The sequence below is a fragment of the Plantactinospora sp. KLBMP9567 genome, assembly GCF_033446045.1.
Lineage (GTDB): Bacteria > Actinomycetota > Actinomycetes > Mycobacteriales > Micromonosporaceae > Plantactinospora.
Genome location: NZ_JAWQRR010000020.1, coordinates 131,413 through 151,183, shown reverse-complemented (window position 1 = coordinate 151,183; position 19,771 = coordinate 131,413). Strand labels below are relative to the sequence as shown.

The following is a 19,771-nucleotide window of genomic DNA, read 5'->3' as shown; positions in this document are numbered from 1 at the left end:
GTTCCTCCAGATCAACCTACTCGCGCCGGCGTGCCGGCCGTCGAGGTGGCGGCGCCGGGGAGCCGAGGTCAGGCGGGCCCGTCGACCAGGTCGAGCAGGATACGGGTCAGGGTGTTGCGGGCCAGCGGCACCTTGAAGGCGTTGCCCGGCAGCGGCCGGGCCTCGGTGAGTTCCGCCTCGGCGGCCGCCCGGAACCGGTCCTCCCGGGCCGGGCCGCCGCGCAGCAGTTCCTCGGCCCGGGTGGCCCGCCACGGCTTGTGCGCCACCCCGCCGAGCGCGATCCGGACGTCCCGGACCGTCCCGTCCGCCACGTCGACCGCCGCCGCCACCGCGACCAGCGCGAACGCGTACGACGCCCGGTCGCGTACCTTGCGGTAGCGGGACCGGGTGCCGAAGGAGAGCGGCGGCACCTCGATCGCGGTGATCAGTTCACCGTGTGCCAGCATGGTGTCCCGGTGCGGTTCACCGCCGGGCAGCCGGTGCAGCTCGGCCATGGGAATGCGCCGTGTGCCGGCCGGACCCTCGGTGTGCACCGTGGCGTCCAGCGCGGCCAGTGCGACCGCGAAGTCGGACGGATGCGTGGCGATGCACTCCGGCGAGGTGCCGAGGATCGCGAGTTCGCGGTGGTATCCGTCGATCGCCGAGCAGCCGGTGCCGGGGTCCCGCTTGTTGCACGGGGTGGTGACGTTCTGGAAGTACACGCACCGGGTGCGTTGCAGCAAATTTCCGCCGGCGGTCGCCAGGTTGCGCAGTTGGCCGGAGGCGCCGGAGAGCAGCGACTGGGAGAGCACCGGATAGCGCCCCCGGACCAGCGGATGCGCGGCCAGCTCGCTGTTCGGGGTGGCGGCGCCGATCAGGATTGCGCCGCCGGGCAGCTCCTCGACCCGGTCGGAGGTGAGCCGGCGTACGTCCACCAGCAGGTCCGGCGTGGCCACGTCGAGCTTCATCAGGTCGACCAGGTTGGTCCCGCCGCCGAGGAAGGCGGCGTTCGGCGAGTCGGCGAGCAGCGCGACGGCAGTGGTCACGTCGTCGGCGCGGGCGTACCGGAATGGCCTCACCGCCGGGCCAGTTCCTGGATCGCCGGCACCATGTTCGCGTACGCGGCGCAGCGGCAGAGGTTGCCGCTCATCCGTTCCCGGATCTCGTCGGCGTCCAGCCTCGTCCGCGCCCCGTCGCCGGCCGCTGCACCGTCCACGGTCACCGCGCTCGGCCAGCCCGCCTCGGCTTCCCGGATCATCGCCACGGCGGAGACGATCTGCCCCGGCGTGCAGTAGCCGCACTGGAAGGCGTCGTACTGGATGAAGCAGCGCTGCATCGGGTGCAGTGCGCCGTCGGGTGCCAGGCCGGCGGCGGTGACGATCTCGGCCCCGTCGTGTGCCACCGCGAGGGCGAGGCAACTGTTCACCCGCCGCCCGTCCAGCAGGATCGTGCAGGCGCCGCACTGCCCGTGGTCGCAGCCCTTCTTCGGGCTGGTGTTGCCCAGCCGCTCCCGCAGGGTGTCCAGCAGGGTGGTCCGGGTGTCGACGGTCAGCCGGTGATCGGCCCCGTCCACCCGGAGGTTGACCTCGGCATCCATCCTTCCGGCCTCCTCGGTGGGATCGAGTCGCGGATGAACAACCCCAAACTAGCTATACCAGGGCGGCAAAGGGTCGAAATACGCAAAGCAACTCGCACCACTCCGTATCCCTTCGTACCCCAACGGCGGTACGGTGCGCGACCGCTCGCCCCGCCGCCCGGCCGAGCGTGTGGCGGTCGCCGGGTGGGGGTGGGCGACAATCGACGCCATGCGGTTCGGCATCCTGGGCGCGACCGAGGTGTACGCGGGCGACGGCCGGCGACTCGTCGTCGGTGGACCGCGCCTGCGCGCCCTGCTGGTGTTGCTGCTGCTCGACGCCGGCCGGGTGGTCTCGGCGGACCGGCTGATCCAGGGGCTGTACGGCGACGGCCCGCCGGCCCGGGCGGCGAACGCGTTGCAGTCCCAGGTCTCCCGGCTGCGCCAGGTGCTCTCCGGCGTCGATGGGGCGGAGCCACTGGTGGAGTTCCACCCGGCGGGATACCGGATCGCGGTGGATCCGGAGGACGTCGACCTGCACCGGTTCATCCGGCTGGTGACCGACGGTCAGCGCGTGCTGGCCGGTGGTGACCGGCGGCACGCCGTCGAGCTGCTGCGCGCGGCGTTGCGGCTGTGGCGCGGGGAGCCGCTGGTCGACGTCCGGGAGGCGCCGTTCGCCCGGGCACAGGCGGTCCGCCTCGACGAGCTGCGGCTGGCAGCAGTCGAGGACCGGGTGGCGGCGGAACTCGACCTTGCCGGGCCCGGACCCTCCGTGGCCGAGCTGCGCGAGCTGGTGACGGCGTACCCGCTGCGGGAGCGACTGCGCGGCCAGCTCATCCGCGCTCTGCACGCCGGTGGCCGGCGGGCCGAGGCGTTGGCCTCCTTCGAGGAGGCCCGCCGGCTGCTCGCCGCGGAACTCGGCACCGACCCGTCGCCGGAGCTGGCCGCGCTGCACGTGGCCGTGTTGCGGGACGATCCCGACCTGCTCCCGGCCGGGCGCCGCCCCGACCAGTCCCGGCGGGTGCCCGCCGGTCCGATGTCTGCCACGACGGCCGCCGGTCCGGCGCCCGCCGAGACGGTCACCGGTCCGGTGCCGGTCGGCGCTGCGGCCCCCGCCGGCGGGCCGCCCGGTCCGGTCGCCGAGGTGTCCCGTCCGGGCGCCGGGGCGCCCGCGGCCGACGCCGAGGTGCCCGGACCGGCCGCCGGGCTGCCCGGACAGCTCAGCAGCTTCGTCGGGCGGGAGGAGGAGCTGGGCCGGGTCGGCAAGCTGCTCGGTGAGGCGCGGTTGGTCACCCTGCACGGTCCCGGTGGCGCCGGCAAGACCCGGTTGGCGATCGAGGCGGCCGGTCAGCAACCCGGCGACGTCTACCTGGTCGAACTCGCGGCGGTGACCGCGGGCGCGGACGTCGCCTCGGCGGTACTGGCCGCGCTGAACCTGCGGGACGCCGCGCTGCGCGGCCAGGGTGGCCCCCGGGACGCCGCCGACCGGCTGATCACGGCGCTCGCCGAGCGGAACCTGCTGCTTGTGCTGGACAACTGCGAGCACCTGGTCGCCGACGCCGCCCGGCTCGTCGCCCGGTTGCTCGGTGCCTGCCCGAAGGTGCGGGTCCTGGCGACCAGCCGGGAGCCGCTCGGGCTCACCGGCGAGGCACTGTGCCCGGTCTCCGGACTGGCCCTGCCACCGGCCGAGACGACCACCGAGGCGGCCCCGGCGTACGCGGCGGTCCGGCTCTTCGCCGATCGGGCCGCCGACGTGTCGCCGGGATTCGCCGTCGGTCCCGACAACCTCCCCGCGGTACTGCGGATCTGCCGTACCCTCGACGGCCTGCCGCTCGCCATCGAGCTGGCCGCGGCCCGGCTGCGGGCCCTGCCGGTCTCCGAGGTCGCGGCCCGGCTCGACGACCGGTTCCGGCTGCTGACCCGGGGCAGCCGGGTCGCCCAGCCCCGGCACCAGACGTTGCGCGCGGTGGTGCGGTGGAGCTGGGACCTGCTGGACGAGTCCGAACAACGGCTGGCGCGCCGGTTGACGGTCTTCGCCGGTGGTGCCGACCTGGACGCCGTCGAGCGGGTCTGCGGGCCGCTCGACGCGGACGTGCTCGACCTGCTCTCCAGCCTGGTCGACAAATCCCTGGTGGAGGCGGGGGGCGGGCGTTTCCGGATGCTGGAGACGGTGCGCGCGTTCGGTGCCGAACGGTTGGCCGAGGCCGGCGAGGCGGACGACCTGCGCCGGGCGCACGCGGCGTACTTCCTCGAACTGGCCCGTGCCGGCGACCTGCGGCTGCGGGGCGCGGATCAACTGGACTGGCTGCGCCGGTTGGACGGCTATCGCGACGACCTGCACGCCGCGTTGCGCCGGACGATGGCCGCCGCGGACGTCGCGACCGCGCTGAAGCTGGTCTCCGCGCTGTCGTTCTACTGGTGGCTGCGCGGGCTGCGGGGTGAGGGGGCGGCGCTGGCGGCCCAGCTCGTCGAGCAGCTCGACGGCACCCCGCCACCCGACCTCGCCGAGGAGTACGCGCTCTGCCTGCTACACGCCTCGCTCGGCGGGTACGGTTCGGGCCCGCAGGGCGTCGAGCCGGCCGCCACCATCCTGTGGAGCCTGGGCCGCCCGCCCCGGCAACCGTTCCTGCTCTACCTGTCCGGAGTGGCCAACGGTCCACCACCGGACCTGGTGGACAGCCTGCTCGCCACCCCCGAAGGCTGGGCCGGACTGCTCGGCACGGACCCGTGGAGCCGGGCGCTCGGGGCGCTCGGCCTGGGGATGGTCTGGATGATCGAGGGCCGGTACGAGGCGGCGCACGCCAAGCTCGGCGAGGCGCTGGCCGACTTCCGGGCCATCGGAGAGCGCTGGGGGACAATCCTGGTGCTGACGATCCTGACCGAGCTGGCCTACCGGCGCCGCGACCACACCCACACGGAACTGGTCGACGAGGCGCTACGGCTGGCCGACGAACTCGGCTCGACGCTCGACATGGCCGAGCTGTTGCGTACCCGGGGGGACGGTCGGCTCAGCGTCGACGACCTGGAAGGGGCGGATGGTGACTACCAGCGGGTGGTGGAGCTGGCCCCGCCGGCCGGGGCGCCGGAGCTGCTCGCCGCGGCTCACCTGGGGCTCGGCGAGATCGCCCGGCGGCGCGGCGACCTGGACCGGGCACGCCGGCTGTGCGAGCAGGCGCTGGCGGAGTGCCCGACCGGCTGGTTCGGGGCGGAGGGGGTCCGGCTCGCCGCGCTCGTCGCCCTGGGGCAGATCCTGGCGGCGATCGGTGACACGGTCGGGGCTCAGGCCAGCTTCCGCCAGGTGCTGCGCGCCACCGTGGGGGTCTGGGAACTGAGTACCCTCACGATCGCGGTCGACGGCCTGGTCGGACCGGTGCTCCGCAGCGGCGACGCCGAGCGTGCCGGCCTGCTGCTCGGCGCCGTTTCGGTGTTGCAGGGCGGTGTCGGCAGCGCCGGGGCGATCGACGGCGCGCCGGTCGCCGTCGCCACCCGGGCCCGGCTCGGCGACCCGGCGTACCAGCACGTGCTGGCCCGGGGCGCGGCCCTGACCCGGGAAGAGGCGCTGGCGACGCTCGACGGAGCCTGACCGGAGGCGACGGCGCCAGCGGCGGACGAGACGCCAGCGGCGGCGGGGCGCCGGGCGGCGGCGAGTGACCGGTCAGCGGGACCGTCAGCGATCACTGCATGGCCGGTCAGCGGGGTCCAGCGATCGGTGCGTGGCCGGTCAGCGGGGTCGTCAGCGATCGGTGCGTGGCCGGTCAGCGCGGCCGGGGACCGTCGGGGCATGACAACGCAGACATCAGCGGTCGTGGCCGAGGGACTGCACAAGCGGTACGGCGCGACCCGGGCCCTCGACGGGTTCGACCTCAGTGTGCCGGCCGGCACGGTGTGCGGGCTGCTCGGACCGAACGGCGCCGGCAAGACCACGGCGGTCCGGATCCTCTCCACGCTGCTGCGCTTCGACGCCGGCCGGGCCTGGGTGGCCGGGTACGACGTGGTTCGCCAGCCCGACCTGGTCCGTGGGGTGATCGGGTTGACCGGGCAGTACGCGGCGGTCGACGAGGTGCTCAGCGGGCGGCAGAACCTGATCCTTTTCGGTCGGCTGCATCATCTGCCAGCGCGGGCGGCCCGGCGCCGCGCGGACGAGCTGCTGGAGCAGTTCGGGCTGACCGGCTCGGCGGGCCGGTCGGCGGCGGAGTACTCCGGCGGGATGCGCCGCCGGCTGGACCTGGCGGCCAGCCTGATCATGACGCCCCGGGTGCTCTTCCTCGACGAGCCGACCACCGGGCTCGACCCGCGCAGCCGCAACCAGCTCTGGTCCGCGGTGCGGAGCCTGGTCGCCGACGGCACCACGGTGCTGCTCACCACCCAGTACCTCGACGAGGCGGACCAGCTCGCCGACCGGATCCTCGTGGTCGACACCGGGCGGGTGGTCGCGGAGGGCACCTCGGCCGAACTGAAGGCGCGGATCGGGGCGGACCGGATCGAGGTGGTGGTCCGGCACGCGGCGGAGCTCGGCACCGCCGCCGGGATCGTCGAACGTTCCTCCGCCGGGCCGGTGACGCTCGACGCGGAGATTCGCCAGCTCAGCGCCCCGGTCGTGGACCGGGTGGCGGCGCTCGGCGATGTGATGCGGGCGCTGCGGGACGCCGGGATTGCGGTCGAGGACATCGGGTTGCGCCGGCCCACCCTCGACGAGGCATTTCTGCACCTGACCGGGCACCAGGCTGCGGCGGCGCGGCCGACCTCGGCGGGGGTGCCGGCGTGACCGGGCGGGGCGCGGGCCGGACGGACCGGCCGGGCGGGTACGACGACTATCGGTTCGAGGTGACGGCATGACCAGCACATTGCAGGCGCAGCACCGCACGCCGGAGGTGTCTCCGGCCGGGCGGACCGCCGGGCGGGCAGCCGGGCCGCTGGCCCGGTTCCGTTGGGCGGTGGCCGACGGCTGGGTGATGACCGGCCGGAACATGGCACACGTGATCAGGTCGCCCGAGGAGATCGTGATCTACTTCAGCCTGCCGATCATGTTCGTGCTGGTCTTCGGTTACGTCTTCGGCAGCGGAATGGCATCCGGCGCGGGAAACTACCGGGAGTACCTCCTGCCGGGGGTCTTCGTGATGACGATGCTGTACGGCCTCGGCGCCACCGCCAGCGGCATTGCCATGGACGTCAGCCGGGGTGTGGTGGACCGGTTCCGGTCCATCCCGATGGCCCGGACCGCGCTGGTCACCGGGCGTACCGGTGCCGACCTGCTCCGTGCGCTGCTGGAGATGACGATCCTGGTGACCTGCGGCCTGCTGGTCGGCTGGCAGTGGCGCAACGGCCTGCTCGACGCCCTCGCCGCGGTGGGGCTGATCCTGCTGCTGCGGCTCGCGCTCACCTGGGTCGGCATCTTCTTCGGCCTGATGGTGCCGAACCCGGACACGGTCGGGGTGATCGTCTTTCCGCTGGCATTTCCGTTGACCGCGCTCTCCAACGTCTTCGTCGCACCGGACCTGATGCCGGACTGGCTGGGTGCGATCTCGTCGTGGAACCCGCTGTCGGCGACGGTGGCGGCCAGCCGGGAGCTGTTCGGCAATCCCGGGACCGGTGGGGACTCCTGGGCGGCGCAGCACCCGATAATCCTGGCGGTCGGCTTTCCGCTGCTCCTGATCGCCATCTTCGCGCCGCTGGCCGTCCGGCGCTACCAGCGGCTGAGCCGCTGACCGCGGACCGCGTACCGCCGCGAGCCGGGGGATAGCGCGCGGGGGTCGCACGGGGGGATCCGGCCCGTATCCGCACGTCTGCGGGTACGGGCCGGAGCGCGCGCGCGGGCGGCGGGCCCCGGTCGCCGCCGCTGGGGAGCTGGAGGCGTGCGGGCGGGGAGATGGTGGCGCGGGCGGGTGGCGGCTCAGGAGTGGCCGAGGTGGGCGTCGAGCAGGGCCGAGGCGGTGAGCGCGGCCAGCCCGTCCAGTCCGGCGCCCTGGGTCACGGCCCGGCTGGCCGACCCGTCGTAGACGATGGTGAGCTGCCTGGCCAGCGTCTCCGGGTCGCGGGCACCGGCGAGCCGGGCCTGGCCGGCGAAGAAGTCGGTCAGCCGCTGCTTGTAGTCCCGGGCGACCACGCTGGCCGGGTGCTGGGGGTCCCGGAGTTCGACCGCCGTGTTCAGGAACGGGCAGCCCCGGAACTCCGGTGATCCGGACAGCTCGTCCAGGTAGGCGAAGACGGCGAGGATCCGGTCGCGGGGGCCGAGTCCGGAGGTCTCGTCCGGCAGGTGTGCCGCGACGACCGCCGGGCCGCACGCGGCAAGGCTCTCCGCCACCAGGGCGTCCTTGGTCTCGAAGAGCTGGTACATGGTCCGCTTGGAGACCCCGGCGACCTGGCAGAGCCGCTCCACCCCGGTGGTCGCGATGCCCTCCCGGTGGAACAGTTCCGCCGCCGCCCGCAGCAGCCGGTCCCGGGGCGTCGCCTGGTTGGTGGTCGAGGTCATGTTCGCAGCGTACTCCGGTGACTTGCGACTGGAAACCGATCGGTTTACGGTGGTGGAAACCGATCGGTTTTCTACTCCTCGGAGGTCTCACCATGCAGGTCAAAGACGCCGTCGTCCTCGTCACCGGTGGCAACCGGGGGCTCGGCCGGGCCATCGCCGCCGAGGCCCTGGCCCGGGGCGCCCGCAAGGTCTACGCCACCGCCCGGGATCCCCGTACGGTCACCAACCCGGACGTCGTCCCGCTGGCCCTGGAGGTGACCGATCCCGAGTCCGTCACCGAGGCCGCCCGGCAGGCGTCCGACGTCACCATCCTGGTGAACAACGCGGCCGGCCTGGTCGCCGCGAACTTCCTCGACTCGCCGGTGCAGGACGTCCGGCGCGAGTTCGAGACGAACTTCTTCGGTCCGCTCGCCGTGACCCGGGCCTTCGTGCCGGCCCTGGTCGCCGCCGGTGGCGGTCACATCCTCAATATCCACTCGGTGCTCTCCTGGGTGGCGATGTCCGGCTCGTACGCCGCCTCCAAGGCGGCGCTCTGGTCGATGAGCAACTCGCTGCGGCTGGAACTGCTCGGCAGGGGGGTCGGGGTGACCGGGGTGCATGTCGGGTACGTCGACACGGACATGGCCGCGCACGTCGACGCGCCGAAGGTCGCACCGGACGACGTGGCCCGGCAGGCGCTCGACGGCGTCGAGGCCGGCGCCTTCGAGGTGCTCGCCGACGACGTCACCCGGCGGGTGAAGGCCGGACTCTCGGCCGACCTGACCGCGCTCTATCCGCAACTCGCCGGCGCCTGAGCCGGTCCCGGCCGTCCCGGTCACGTCCTGCGGCAACGCCTCCGCGGCCTCCGCCGAACCGTTGTGCCAGGTCGGCGGGTCGCAGTGACGCCTATTTATCGGCGACTTGACGCGAAATAGATCTCCCCTTTATCGTCGTGGCGACGAAAACAGGGGAGGTGGCGCGTCATGGCCGACGTGACCAGGCGGCTGTTCCTGCGACACCTGCGCGGGGCGCCGACCACGTGGGTCCGGCACTCCGTGCGGGGTCGGGTGCGGCACGAGGGAGTCGGACAGTCCTTCTGGTACCGGCCGCTGGTCGGCGTACTGAGCGAGGTGCCGGTCGACGACCGCGAGCTGCCGCTGCTGTTCCACGCCCGGACCAGCGACTTCGCCGACGTCACCGTGCAGGCGACGGTGACGTACCGGATCGGCGACCCGGCGCTGGCGGCGAGCCGGCTGGACTTCTCGGTCGACCCGCACAAGGGCGTCGCCCGGGCCCGCCCGCTCGACCAGGTCGCCACGCTGCTGGCCGAGCTGGCCCAGCAGCCGGCGCTCGACCTGCTGGCCCGGGTGCCGCTGGCCGGGGCGCTCACCGACATCGCCGCGATCCGCGAGGCGGTCACGGCAGCACTGCGCGACGAGGCCCGGCTGACCGACGTCGGTGTCTCGGTGGTCAGCGCCCGGGTGGTGGCGGTGCGGCCCGAACCGGAGATGGAGCGGGCGCTCCAGACGCCGACCCGGGAGACGGTGCAGGTCGAGGCCGACCGGGCCACCTACGCCCGGCGGGCGCAGGCGGTCGAGCAGGAGCGGGCGATCGCCGAGAACGAGTTGCAGAACAAGATCGAGCTGGCCCGCCGGGAGCAGCAACTGGTGGAGCAGCACGGCGCCAACTCGCGGCGCAAGGTCGAGCTGGAGGCCGCCGCCGAACTCGCGGTCGCCCACGGCAAGGCCGAGCGGGAGAAGGTGGCGAACGCGGCGGCCGCCGAGCGGGCCCGGGTGCTGGCCGCCGCCGAGGCGGAGAAGCAGCGCATCCTCGCCGGGGCCAAGGCCGACGGGGTACGCGTGGTCGGGCTCGCCGAGGCCGAGGCGGAGGCGGCCCGGCTGGCGGCGTACCGGGACCTGCCACTGGAGGTGCTGCACGCGCTCGCACTCCGCGAGGTGGCCGGGCACCTTCCCGAGATCGGCCAGCTCACCGTCACCCCCGACGTGCTGACCGGCCTGCTGGGCCGGCTGTCCCGGTGACCGGCACCGCTCCGGCCACGATGAGGCCGGGCAGCCGCCCGTCGGCGCTGGACGGCTGCCGATCGAGGACGGGCAGCCGTGCGTCGACGCCGGGCCGCCGCCGCCCAGGGCCGGACAGTGCGTCGAGGCCGGACAGTCGTGCGCCGAGAGCGGTGGGGTGGGCCGGGTGAGCGCCACCCTCGCGCCGAGGGTCGTCGTGGTGAGCCGGCGCAGCGAACTGGACGAGCTGCTGGCCCACCACGGCACCCGGGCGGCCGCCGGCTACTACCTGCGCCGGCGCGGGCGCGACCTGTCCGAGGTGGTGACCCGGCACGAGGCGCTCCAGGCGGCGCTGACCACCGTCGGGGCGGCCATCCCGGCGGACTGGCGGCGCGGCCAGGTGGATCGGGACGACCTGACCCGGTTCCCGTTCGCGGCCGAGGACATCGTGGTGGCGGTCGGCCAGGACGGGCTGGTCGCCAACGTCGCCAAGTACCTCGACGGGCAGCCGGTGATCGGGGTGGATCCGGAGCCGGGGCAGAACGCCGGCGTACTCGTCCGGTTCGGGCCCGAGGCGGTCAGCCGGCTGCTGCCCGCTGTGGTCGCCGGGCGGGCTCCGGTCCGCGAGCGGACCATGGTCCGGGCCGCGCTCGACGACGGCCAGGAGCTGATCGGGCTCAACGAGGTCTACGCGGGGCACCCGGGCCACCAGTCCGCGCGGTACCTGCTCTCCACGGCCGACGGCCGACGGGAACGGCAGTCCTCCTCCGGGCTGGTGGTCGGCACCGGGACCGGCGCCACCGGCTGGTGCGCCTCGATCGCCCGGGAACGCACCGCCGCACCGCCGCTGCCGGCGCCGGACGAACCGGCACTGTGCTGGTTCGTCCGGGAGGCGTGGCCGTCCCCGGCGACCGGCGCGTCGCTGACCGCCGGGCGACTCGGCCCCGACGAGACACTGGAGATCGTCGCGGAACGGGAGCGCCTGGTGGTCTTCGCCGACGGGCTGGAGACCGACCACCTGACGATGGCCTGGGGGCAGCGGCTGACCGTCGGCCGGGCCACCCGGCGGCTGCGCCTGGTCGAGCCGGCGTCCGTGCCGACCGACTCCTCGCGGCACCCGACGCAACGTCGCCGTCGCCGTCGCTGACAGCGCGCGTCCCCGGCGGAGTCAGAAGGTCGACTTCGGGGCGCCCTGGCCCGGGCTGACCCGGGTCGGCCCGGCAGCCGAGGGACGTACGTCGACGTCGAAGATCGCGGTCGGCAGGTAGACCGTCGCGCAGGAGTTCGGGATGTCCACCACTGCGGAGAAGCGCCCCTCGATCGGGGCGGCGCCGAGGATCAGGTACGCCTGCTCGGGGCTGTAGCCGAACCGGGTCAGGTAGTCGATCGCGTGCAGGCAGGCCCGCTGGAACGCGAGCTGTGCGTCGAGGTAGCGCTGCTCCCCGTCCATGGTCACCGAGATGCCGGAGAAGGCCAGCCACTGGCTGTACTGCGGAGCCACGATCCCGGGCAGGAAGATCGCGTTCTCCGATACCCCGTACGTGGTCATCCCGCCCTTGATCACGTCCACGTGCAGGTCGACGAAGCCGCCCATCTCGATCGCGCCGCAGAAGGTGATCTCACCGTCGCCCTGGGAGAAGTGCAGGTCTCCCACCGAGAGATTGGCGCCGGGGACGTAGACCGGATAGAAGATCCGAGTCCCCTTGGTCATGTTCTTGATGTCCTGGTTGCCGCCGTTCTCCCGGGGCGGCGCGGTCCGGGCCGCCTCCGCCGCGACCCGGTCGAAGTCGCCGCCGGTCAGCGAGCCGAGGATCGCACCGTCCGGCAGCGGCGGCAGCGACAGCGGCGGTACCCGGTCCGGGTCGGTGGCCCGCAGCGCCCCCTCCCGCTCGTTCCACTTCGCCAGCAGCGCCGCCGACGGCGCGGTGCCCATCAGCCCGGGGTGGATCATCCCGGTGAAGGTCACCCCGGGAACGTGCCGGGAGGTGGCCTGCTGCCCGCTGAAATCCCAGATCGCCTTGTACGCGTCCGGGAAGTAGTCGGTCAGGAAGCCGCCGCCGTTCTGCTTCGGGAAGATGCCGGTGTAGCCCCAGCCCTGCCCGGCGAGCGGACCCGAGTCCTCCTGCGGGATCGGCCCCACGTCGAGGATGTCGACCACCAGCAGGTCGCCGGGCTCCGCGCCGCTGACCGAGAACGGGCCGCTGAGCGCGTGCACGATCGGCAGCGGCGCGTCCCGGACGTCGTCGGCCGAGTCGTCGTTGTGGATCGCGCCGTCGAACCACTCCCGGCAGTGCACCCGGAACGACTGGCCGGGCCGGACGGTGACGACCGGCGGGATCTCCGGATGCCACCGGTTGTGGCCGAGCAACTCCTGCTCGGTGAACTTCTTCGTCGAGTCCAGCGGAAACAACAGCTCGGGCATCGCGGCTTCCCTTCACCCGTCAGGGTCGTGGCAGACGGGCGTGCCCGGGATGGACCGGCCGGGCCACCGCGCCGCGTCGGCCGGGAACCCGGGTCACCACCTCCGGCGCTTCGGCGCTGCGGCCGGCCCGGTCGAGGGCCGCGACCAGCGGCCGCGGCATGGCGCGCAGCGACGGCGCCGAGAAGACCCGGACGGCCTCCGCCGCGCAGGTCACACAGCGGATCGCCGCGGGGGCCTGCCCGATCGGAAACCGGGCCGGGAAGATCCCGTCCCGGGGACACCGGTACTCGTACGTCGCCACGGCTTCAGGATCGGGCCCGGTGCGGCGACTTCGCAGGCTATTGCCGCAAGTAGCGCCTTTCGGTGCCGGTGTCCGGCACCACGGACGGGGGTGCGGCCGGGACGGCGGGGATCAGTCGACGACCTCGACGTCCTTCCAGAAGGCGACCCGGTCCCGGACCATCTCGGCGTCCGGCTTCGGCTCGGGGTAGTACCAGACGGCGTCGACACTGCGCCGGCCCTCGTGCTCCAGCGTGTAGTACGACGCGGTGCCCTTCCAGGGGCAGACGGTGTGCGTGTCGGACTCCCGCACCAGGTCGTCGCGGAGGGCCGTACGCGGGAAGTAGTGGTTGCCCTCGACCACGACGGTGTCCGCGCTCTCCGCGATGACCAGGTCGTTCCAGATGGCTTTCGGCATGTCCCCAGACTATGCCGGCCGCCCGGGGCCGGCCCGGCGGTGCACCGGGCCGGGACGGTGCCGGTGCCGCAGCTCACAGCGGGTGGTCCGCGGGTGGCCGGAACTCGCTCCGGGGAGGGAGGTGCTCGGCGGACCGTGCCCGGATACTGGGGCGATGCGCGCGTGCTGGGACCGGCTGACCGAGTGGGGACGGTCCAGGCCGCCGCTGGTGGTGGACGCGCTGGTGGCGATCGCCTGCTATCTGATCATCATCATCAACGCGTTCACCCACCAGCGCACCGAGTGGTGGGTGTTCCTGCTCGCCGGGTTGAACGCGACCCCGCTGGTCTGGCGTCGACGCTATCCGTTCTGGGTCACCGCCGTGACCGGGGTCGGCACCACCTGGCTGGCCCTGGCGGGCGCGCTCGGCAACGTGCCGACCGCACAGTTGGTCGCCACCTACACGTTCGCTTCGATCTGCCCGCCGGTGCACCGGGTCGTCCTGGTCGTCGGCACCCTCGTCGGGGTGGCCATCTCGGTGGTGCCGAAGGACGAGGTGCTCTCGTTCGGTCCGACCGCGATCGCGTTCCTGGTCGCGTACGCGATGGGCACCAGTGCCCGGGCACGCCGGGACCGGATCTCGATGCTGGAGGAGCGGGCCCACCGGCTGACCGAGGAGCAGGACGCCGCCGCCGCCCGGGAGCGGGAGCGGATCGCCCGGGAGGTGCACGACATCCTGGCGCACTCGATGAGCCTGGTGGTGGTGCAGGCCGAGGCCGGGCCGGTGGTGGTCCGGTCGGATCCGGGCAAGGCCGAGGAGGTCTTCGACACCATTTCCGACACCGCCCGGGAGGCGCTGGTGCAACTCCGCCGGGCGCTCGGGGTGCTCCGCTCGGACGGGCCCGCCCGGGCGCCGGTGCCGGACCTGGATGCGGTACGGCCGCTGGTCGAGAGCGCCCGGCGGGCCGGCCTGCTCGCCACCCTGGAGGAGTACGGGCAGCGGCGACCGGTGCCGGCGGACCTGGGCGTGACGGCGTACCGGATCGTGCAGGAGTCGCTGACCAACACGCTGCGGCACGCCCGGGCCGGCGCGGTCCTGGTCCGGATGGACTGGGCCGACGCCGCGCTCCGGCTGGAGGTGAGCGACGACGGTCGCGGGCCGTCCGGCGACGGCCGGCCGGGCGGGCTCGGGCTGGTCGGCATGCGGGAGCGGGTCTCGGCGGTCGGCGGCACCCTCAGCACCGGACCGGGGCCGGACGGCACGGGGTTCCGCGTCGCGGCGACGCTGCCGCTACGGTAGGCACGCACCGCCACCGGAGCACTGCCGGCCGACCGGCCACCGCCGGACCGACGGACCGGCCGTGGTGACGGTGGCGATACGACGGACGGCCCGCGTCGGTGCGGTGCCGGCGGGCCGGTCAGCACGGGGGAGGGCCGATGTCCGAGGGATCCACACTGCGGGTGCTCATCGCCGACGACCAGGCACTGGTGCGGGACGGCTTCGGCATGATCCTGGCCGCCCAGCCGGACATCACGGTGGTCGGCGAGGCCGCCGACGGTGCCGAGGCGCTGCGCCGGACCCGCGAACTCGGCCCGGACGTGGTGCTGATGGACATCCGGATGCCCAACATGGACGGTATCGCGGCGACCGCCCGGATCTGCGCCGAGACGTCGGCCCGGGTACTGGTGCTGACCACCTTCGACCTCGACGAGTACGTCTACGACGCGCTGCGGGCCGGGGCGAGCGGCTTCCTGCTCAAGGACATGCGCCGGGAGGAGCTGGTCAACGCCGTCCGGGTGGTGGCCGCCGGTGAGGCACTGCTGGCGCCGACGGTGACCCGGCGGCTGATCGCCGACGTGGTGTCCCGGGGCCGTCCGGCCCGGCCCGATCCCGCCCCGGACCGGCTGGCGGTGCTGACCGCCCGGGAGACGGAGACGCTGCGCCAGGTCGCCCGGGGACTCTCCAACGCCGAGATCGCCGCCGCGCTCTTCGTCAGCGAGCACACCGTGAAGACGCACGTCAGCAACCTGCTGGCCAAGCTGGGGCTGCGGGACCGGGTGCAGGCGGTGGTGCTGGCGTACGAGTCGGGTCTGGTGCTGCCCGGCGATCTCGGTGTACCGGGGGAGGCCGGTCCGGCGGCCGCTCGCTCCGTGGAGTGAGCCGCCCGGCGGCGACCCCACCCGCGCGGCGGACCGGAGATCCACTCCGTACGGCGATCCGGCGCGACCGCCTCCCGGACCACCATCATGGCAGCTCCCGGAGGCGGGAGGTCCATATTGGAGAGCGCCATGTCACGTCTGATCACCGGGTACGCCATCCGGCGGCCCGTCGCCGTACTCCTGCTCTGGCTGGCCGTCCTGGTCGGCGGGTTCGGGGTGGGAGTGGGAGTGTTCGACCGCCTGGTCTCCGACGTCGGCGGCGTGCCGGGCAGCGAGTCCGACGTCGCCCAGCAGCGGTTGGCCGACGCCCCGCCCGAGCCGGTCCGGATCACCGCCGTCGTCACCGGCAGACCCGGCACCGATCCGGCCGTCCGAGCCAGCGCCGCCGCCGCGATCGCCGAGGTACGCACCATGCCGGGCATCGCCGCGGTCTCCGACCCGATCCCGTCGACGACAACCGGGCAGGCACTGCTGATCTCGGTCACCCTGGCTCCCGGGGACGACGAGACCGAGGCGGCCGAGGCGGCGGCGGCCCGGCTGCACCGGATCGAGGCGCCGTCGGTGGTGGTCGGCGGTGGACCCATCACCGACCAGGAGTTCAACTCGCAGGCCCAGCGGGACGTGGCCCGGGCGGAGGCCCTGAGCATGCCGGTGGTGCTCGTACTGCTGCTGCTGATCTTCGGTGGCCTGGTCGCGGCCGGGCTGCCACTGCTGGTGGCCGTGGTCGGCATCGGCGGGAGCTTCGGCCTGCTCTACGCCTTCAGCCTCGTCTCCGACGTCTCGGTCTACGCCGTGCAGGTCACCACGATGCTCGCGGTCGGGCTCGCGGTCGACTACGCGCTGCTGATGGTGAGCCGGTTCCGCGAGGAGCGGGTCACCGCGCCGGACGTGCCGACCGCGGTCGCCCGGACGGTGGCCACCGCCGGCCGTACCGTGCTGTTCGCCGGGCTGACCGTGGCGGTGGCGCTCACCGGCCTGCTGGTCTTCCCGGACCCGTTCCTCCGCTCGATGGGGCTGGCCGGTGCCGCCGTGGTCGCGGTGGACATGCTGGCGGCGCTCACCCTGCTACCCGCGCTGCTGGTGCTGGTGGGCCGGCGGATCCCGGCGGCGAAGCCGCGTACCAAGGCCGGGGTGTTCGCCCGGGTGGCCGGGCTGGTCCAGCGCCGGCCGGTGCTGACCCTGGTCGCCACGGTCGGGGTGATGGGCACGCTCGCCGTGCCGGTGCTGGATCTGCGGCTGTCCACCGGGGACCCCCGACTGCTGCCGACCAGCACCCAGACCCGGCAGATGTGGGACGCGTTCGGCACGCACTTCCCGGACCGTACCGCCCCGAGCGACATCGTGGTGCTGGCCTCGGCGCCGTCCAGCGATCCGGAACTGGCCCGGTGGCAGGACCGGGTCGCCGCGGTACCCGGAGTCAACCGGGTCGAGGCGACGCCGGCGGGTCCGGGGCTGACCGTGCTGCGCGCGGCGCCCGCCGCACCGTCGGCGGAGCCGGCGGCCCGGGAGGCGGTCGCCGCGATCCGGGCGCTGCCCGCGCCGTTCGAGGTGGTGGTCACCGGCGACGCCGCCCGGCTGGTGGACTACCGGCAGATGCTCGCCGACCGGCTGCCCTGGGCGGTCCTGGTGGTCGTACTCGCCACCCTGGCGCTGCTCTTCGCGCTCACCGGCTCGGTACTGCTGCCGGTCAAGGCCGTCCTGACCAACGTGCTCAGCCTCGGTGCCGCGCTCGGGGTGGTGGTCTGGGTCTTCCAGCAGGGCCACCTGGCCGGCCTGTTCGGCACGGTACGGCTCGATTCGACCCACCTCACCGTGCCGGTGCTGGTCGGCGCGATCGCCTTCGGGCTCTCGGTGGACTACGAGGTGTTCCTGCTGTCCCGGATCCGGGAGCGCTGGCTTGCCGGTGCCGATCCGCAGCGGGCGGTGGCCGAGGGGTTGCAGCGGACCGGTGCGATCGTCACCTCGGCGGCGCTGCTGCTGGTGGTGGTCTTCGCCGGGTTCCTGGTCGGCGGCTTCGCCCCGATCAAGGCGATCGGGCTGGGCCTGGTGCTGGCGATCGCCCTGGACGCCACCGTGGTCCGGATGCTGCTGGTGCCGGCCACCATGACCCTGCTCGGCCGGTACAACTGGTCGGCTCCGGGGCCGTTGCGCCGGCTGCACGCCCGGATCGAGGTGCGGGAGGCCGAGCCGGCACCGCCGGAACCCGCGCCGGCCCTGCTCCGGTAGCCGCCCGGGCTCCGGTCCGGCACCGCCCCGCCGTCACCAGGGTCCGGTGGCGGCGGGGCGGTGAACGGGGTGCCTCCGACGCGTGAAGGAAACCGCCGTATCGCAAAAGGTCACCGGAAGATATTGACTTGTGATCGACAAGCAGCCATCCTCGTCGATATTCAACCCCCGCTCGGTATGGAGGACCCCTTGTTCAGACGTACCGTCAGAATCCTCGCGGCGCTCACCATGGCGGCCGCGGCCACTCTCGTCACCACCGTGACGACCGCCGCCCCCGCACAGGCCGACGGCTGCTACACCTGGGGCCGGACCCTCTCCGAGGGAATGTCCGGTGAGGACGTACGGCAGTTGCAGATCCGGGTCGCCGGCTACCCCGGCTACAATTCGGTACTCGCCCTCGACGGCGTCTTCGGGCCGGCCACCCGGGCCGCGGTGGTCCGCTTCCAGCAGGCGTACGGGCTCGGCGCGGACGGCATCGCCGGCCAGCAGACGTTCAGCCGGATCTACGCGCTCCAGGACAACGACTGCACCCCGGTCAACTTCACCTACGCCGAGTTGAACAACTGCAACTCGGACTGGTCCGGCGGCGCGGTCCCGGCCGCGACCGCCCGATTCAACGCCCTGGTCAACATGTGGAAACTCCAGGCCATGCGGCACGCCCTCGGCGACCAGCGGATCCGGGTCACCAGCGCGTTCCGCAGCCACGCCTGCAACAACGCCGTCGGCGGGTCGCCCAGCAGCCGGCACCTCTACGGTGACGCGGTCGATCTCGGCGTCTCGCCGCACAGCCTGTGCCGGCTCGCCCAGCAGGCCCGCAACCACGGCTGGCGGGAGATTCTCGGCCCCGGCTACCCCGGACACAGCGACCACACCCACGTGGCGCACGATCCGATCCGTACCTGGTCGGCGAGTTCCTGCGGCGTCTCCTGACCGCGCCGCCGGACGCCCGTCCGCGCGACGGGCAGTGCCGGCCCAGCGTTGACAGCGGGGCCCTTCCGACCCGGAAGGGCCCCGCCCCCGCCTCAGGGGAATCAGGTCAGCGGATCCGACGACGGCGGCTCGGCGTCGTCGGTGCGGTCCGCCGCCGGCAGCCACAGTACGAAGGTGCTGCCCCGGCCGACCGAGGAGAAGAGCGCCACCTGCCCGCCGTGCGACTCGGTGATCTGCCGGACGATCGCCAACCCCAGCCCGGTACGCCGCTCGGACCCGGCCGCCGGATCGGCCCGCCCGCGCCAGAACCGGTCGAACACCCGGGACTGGTCGGCGGTGGCGATCCCCGGTCCCTCGTCCGCGACGCCGACCCAGAGCCAGCCGCCGATCCGCCCCGCCGCCACCGTGACCGTACCGCCGGCCGGGGAGAGCCGTACCGCGTTGGAGAGCAGGTTGCCGACCGCCCGGCGCAGCGCGTCGTGGTCGCCGATCAGCAGCAGATCCGGCATGACGTCGTACCGGACGAAAACCTGACGGGCGGCGGCGACCGCGGCAAACTCCTCGCCCGCCTCCCGGGCGATCTCGCCGAGCAGTACGTCGGTGTCGGCGAGCGCGTCCGCCCGGCGGCGTGCCGTGGCGAGCAGGTCCTCGACCAGCCGGGACATCCGATTGGTGGCCCGGTCGATGACCGCGACCGCCCGGACCCGCTCCGCGTCGGTGGCGTCCGGTGCGTCGAGCAGCGAGGCGTCCAGGTTGGCCCGGATGATCGCCAGCGGGCTGCGCAGTTCGTGCGAGGCGTCGTCGATGAGCTGGCGCTGGGTCCGGAACGCCTCCTCCAGCCGGTCCAGCATCGAGTCGATGGTGTCGCCGAGTTCGCGCAGCTCGTCCCGGGCGCCGGCCAGCCGGATCCGCCGGGACAGGTCGGTGGCCTGGATCTCCCGGGCGGTACGCGCGATCGCGCCCACCGGCCGCAGCGCCCGCCCGGAGAGCACCCAGCCGATGCCGAGGCTGGCTACGAAGAGCCCGGCCAGCGCGATCAGCGAGTAGTTGCGCAACGTCTCCAGGGTGCGGAAGTTGACCTCCGACTCGATCTCGTCCACCTCGGCCACGGTCAGCGTCCCGACCGTCCGGCCGTGCTTCACCACGTCCGCCTCGTACTGGTTGGTGATCGGCTTCGGGTTGGTGCTGTATTCCACCGCCAGGTAGGTGACGGCGAGCCCGGCCCCGGCCAGCGCGAAGAGCAGCGTGGAATAGAGCACCGTGAGCCGGAACCGGATCGACTGCACGAACGGCAGCCAGCGGCGCAATCGCCGGCCCGGCGCGGACATCACGCCACCTC

Annotated in this window: 17 protein-coding genes; 10 read left to right on the top strand and 7 right to left on the bottom strand. The window is 73.6% G+C overall.

Annotated features, from left to right (window positions below; translation table 11 throughout):
• Positions 1-68 precede the first annotated feature (68 nt).
• Positions 69-1,058, bottom strand: a complete 990-nt coding sequence (locus R6Y94_RS15690; RefSeq protein ID WP_318396588.1) for a xanthine dehydrogenase family protein subunit M — start codon at positions 1,056-1,058, stop codon at positions 69-71.
• Positions 1,055-1,576, bottom strand: coding sequence for a 2Fe-2S iron-sulfur cluster-binding protein (locus R6Y94_RS15685; RefSeq protein ID WP_318396587.1), 522 nt, complete (start codon positions 1,574-1,576; stop codon positions 1,055-1,057). The genes R6Y94_RS15690 and R6Y94_RS15685 overlap by 4 nt, the downstream gene beginning before the upstream one ends.
• A 208-nt stretch (positions 1,577-1,784) precedes the next feature.
• Between R6Y94_RS15685 and R6Y94_RS15680 the strand changes: the two genes are divergently transcribed.
• The 3 genes from R6Y94_RS15680 (at position 1,785) to R6Y94_RS15670 (ending at position 7,257) form a co-directional block, all read left to right on the top strand.
• The gene (locus tag R6Y94_RS15680) at positions 1,785-5,135 is read left to right on the top strand and encodes an AfsR/SARP family transcriptional regulator (RefSeq protein WP_318396586.1); all 3,351 of its coding nucleotides are present in this window, start codon (positions 1,785-1,787) and stop codon (positions 5,133-5,135) included.
• Positions 5,136-5,333: 198 nt separating this feature from the next.
• Positions 5,334-6,317, top strand: a complete 984-nt coding sequence (locus R6Y94_RS15675; protein ID WP_318396585.1) for an ATP-binding cassette domain-containing protein — start codon at positions 5,334-5,336, stop codon at positions 6,315-6,317.
• A gap of 67 nt (positions 6,318-6,384) precedes the next feature.
• Complete coding sequence (locus R6Y94_RS15670; protein ID WP_318396584.1) at positions 6,385-7,257, top strand: ABC transporter permease; 873 nt, start codon at positions 6,385-6,387, stop codon at positions 7,255-7,257.
• A 185-nt stretch (positions 7,258-7,442) separates the two neighbouring features.
• Here R6Y94_RS15670 and R6Y94_RS15665 read toward each other — a convergent pair whose 3' ends face one another.
• Complete coding sequence (locus tag R6Y94_RS15665) at positions 7,443-8,021, bottom strand: TetR/AcrR family transcriptional regulator (RefSeq protein ID WP_318396583.1); 579 nt, start codon at positions 8,019-8,021, stop codon at positions 7,443-7,445.
• A 92-nt stretch (positions 8,022-8,113) separates the two neighbouring features.
• Between R6Y94_RS15665 and R6Y94_RS15660 the strand changes: the two genes are divergently transcribed.
• The 3 genes from R6Y94_RS15660 (at position 8,114) to R6Y94_RS15650 (ending at position 11,165) form a co-directional block, all read left to right on the top strand.
• Positions 8,114-8,815, top strand: coding sequence for an SDR family oxidoreductase (locus R6Y94_RS15660; protein WP_318396582.1), 702 nt, complete (start codon positions 8,114-8,116; stop codon positions 8,813-8,815).
• Between the two features lie 168 nt (positions 8,816-8,983).
• Positions 8,984-10,039: an SPFH domain-containing protein gene (locus R6Y94_RS15655; protein WP_318396581.1), complete on the top strand. Its 1,056-nt coding sequence runs from the start codon at positions 8,984-8,986 to the stop codon at positions 10,037-10,039.
• 166 nt (positions 10,040-10,205) lie between these two features.
• Positions 10,206-11,165, top strand: coding sequence for a hypothetical protein (locus R6Y94_RS15650; RefSeq protein WP_318396580.1), 960 nt, complete (start codon positions 10,206-10,208; stop codon positions 11,163-11,165).
• A gap of 21 nt (positions 11,166-11,186) precedes the next feature.
• Here the strand turns inward: R6Y94_RS15650 and fmdA are convergent, their stop codons facing one another.
• From fmdA to R6Y94_RS15635, 3 genes are all read right to left on the bottom strand, one after another.
• Positions 11,187-12,440 carry a formamidase gene (fmdA, locus tag R6Y94_RS15645; protein WP_318396579.1) on the bottom strand — a complete coding sequence of 418 codons (1,254 nt, stop codon included), beginning with the start codon at positions 12,438-12,440 and terminating at the stop codon, positions 11,187-11,189.
• A gap of 19 nt (positions 12,441-12,459) precedes the next feature.
• Entirely contained in the window at positions 12,460-12,741 is a 282-nt protein-coding gene (locus tag R6Y94_RS15640) for a zinc ribbon domain-containing protein (protein WP_318396578.1), read from the bottom strand.
• 111 nt (positions 12,742-12,852) lie between these two features.
• Positions 12,853-13,137: a DUF427 domain-containing protein gene (locus R6Y94_RS15635; protein ID WP_318396577.1), complete on the bottom strand. Its 285-nt coding sequence runs from the start codon at positions 13,135-13,137 to the stop codon at positions 12,853-12,855.
• 154 nt (positions 13,138-13,291) lie between these two features.
• Between R6Y94_RS15635 and R6Y94_RS15630 the strand changes: the two genes are divergently transcribed.
• The 4 genes from R6Y94_RS15630 to R6Y94_RS15615 all read left to right on the top strand — a co-directional run bounded on the left by R6Y94_RS15630 (position 13,292) and on the right by R6Y94_RS15615 (position 18,432).
• Positions 13,292-14,416: a sensor histidine kinase gene (locus R6Y94_RS15630; protein ID WP_318396576.1), complete on the top strand. Its 1,125-nt coding sequence runs from the start codon at positions 13,292-13,294 to the stop codon at positions 14,414-14,416.
• A gap of 137 nt (positions 14,417-14,553) precedes the next feature.
• Positions 14,554-15,276, top strand: coding sequence for a response regulator transcription factor (locus R6Y94_RS15625; protein ID WP_318396575.1), 723 nt, complete (start codon positions 14,554-14,556; stop codon positions 15,274-15,276).
• Positions 15,277-15,405: 129 nt separating this feature from the next.
• Entirely contained in the window at positions 15,406-17,502 is a 2,097-nt protein-coding gene (locus R6Y94_RS15620; RefSeq protein ID WP_318396574.1) for an MMPL family transporter, read from the top strand.
• 189 nt (positions 17,503-17,691) lie between these two features.
• Positions 17,692-18,432, top strand: coding sequence for a D-Ala-D-Ala carboxypeptidase family metallohydrolase (locus R6Y94_RS15615; protein ID WP_318396573.1), 741 nt, complete (start codon positions 17,692-17,694; stop codon positions 18,430-18,432).
• A gap of 101 nt (positions 18,433-18,533) precedes the next feature.
• Here R6Y94_RS15615 and R6Y94_RS15610 read toward each other — a convergent pair whose 3' ends face one another.
• Positions 18,534-19,760, bottom strand: a complete 1,227-nt coding sequence (locus R6Y94_RS15610; protein WP_318396572.1) for a HAMP domain-containing sensor histidine kinase — start codon at positions 19,758-19,760, stop codon at positions 18,534-18,536.
• Positions 19,761-19,771: the final 11 nt, after the last annotated feature.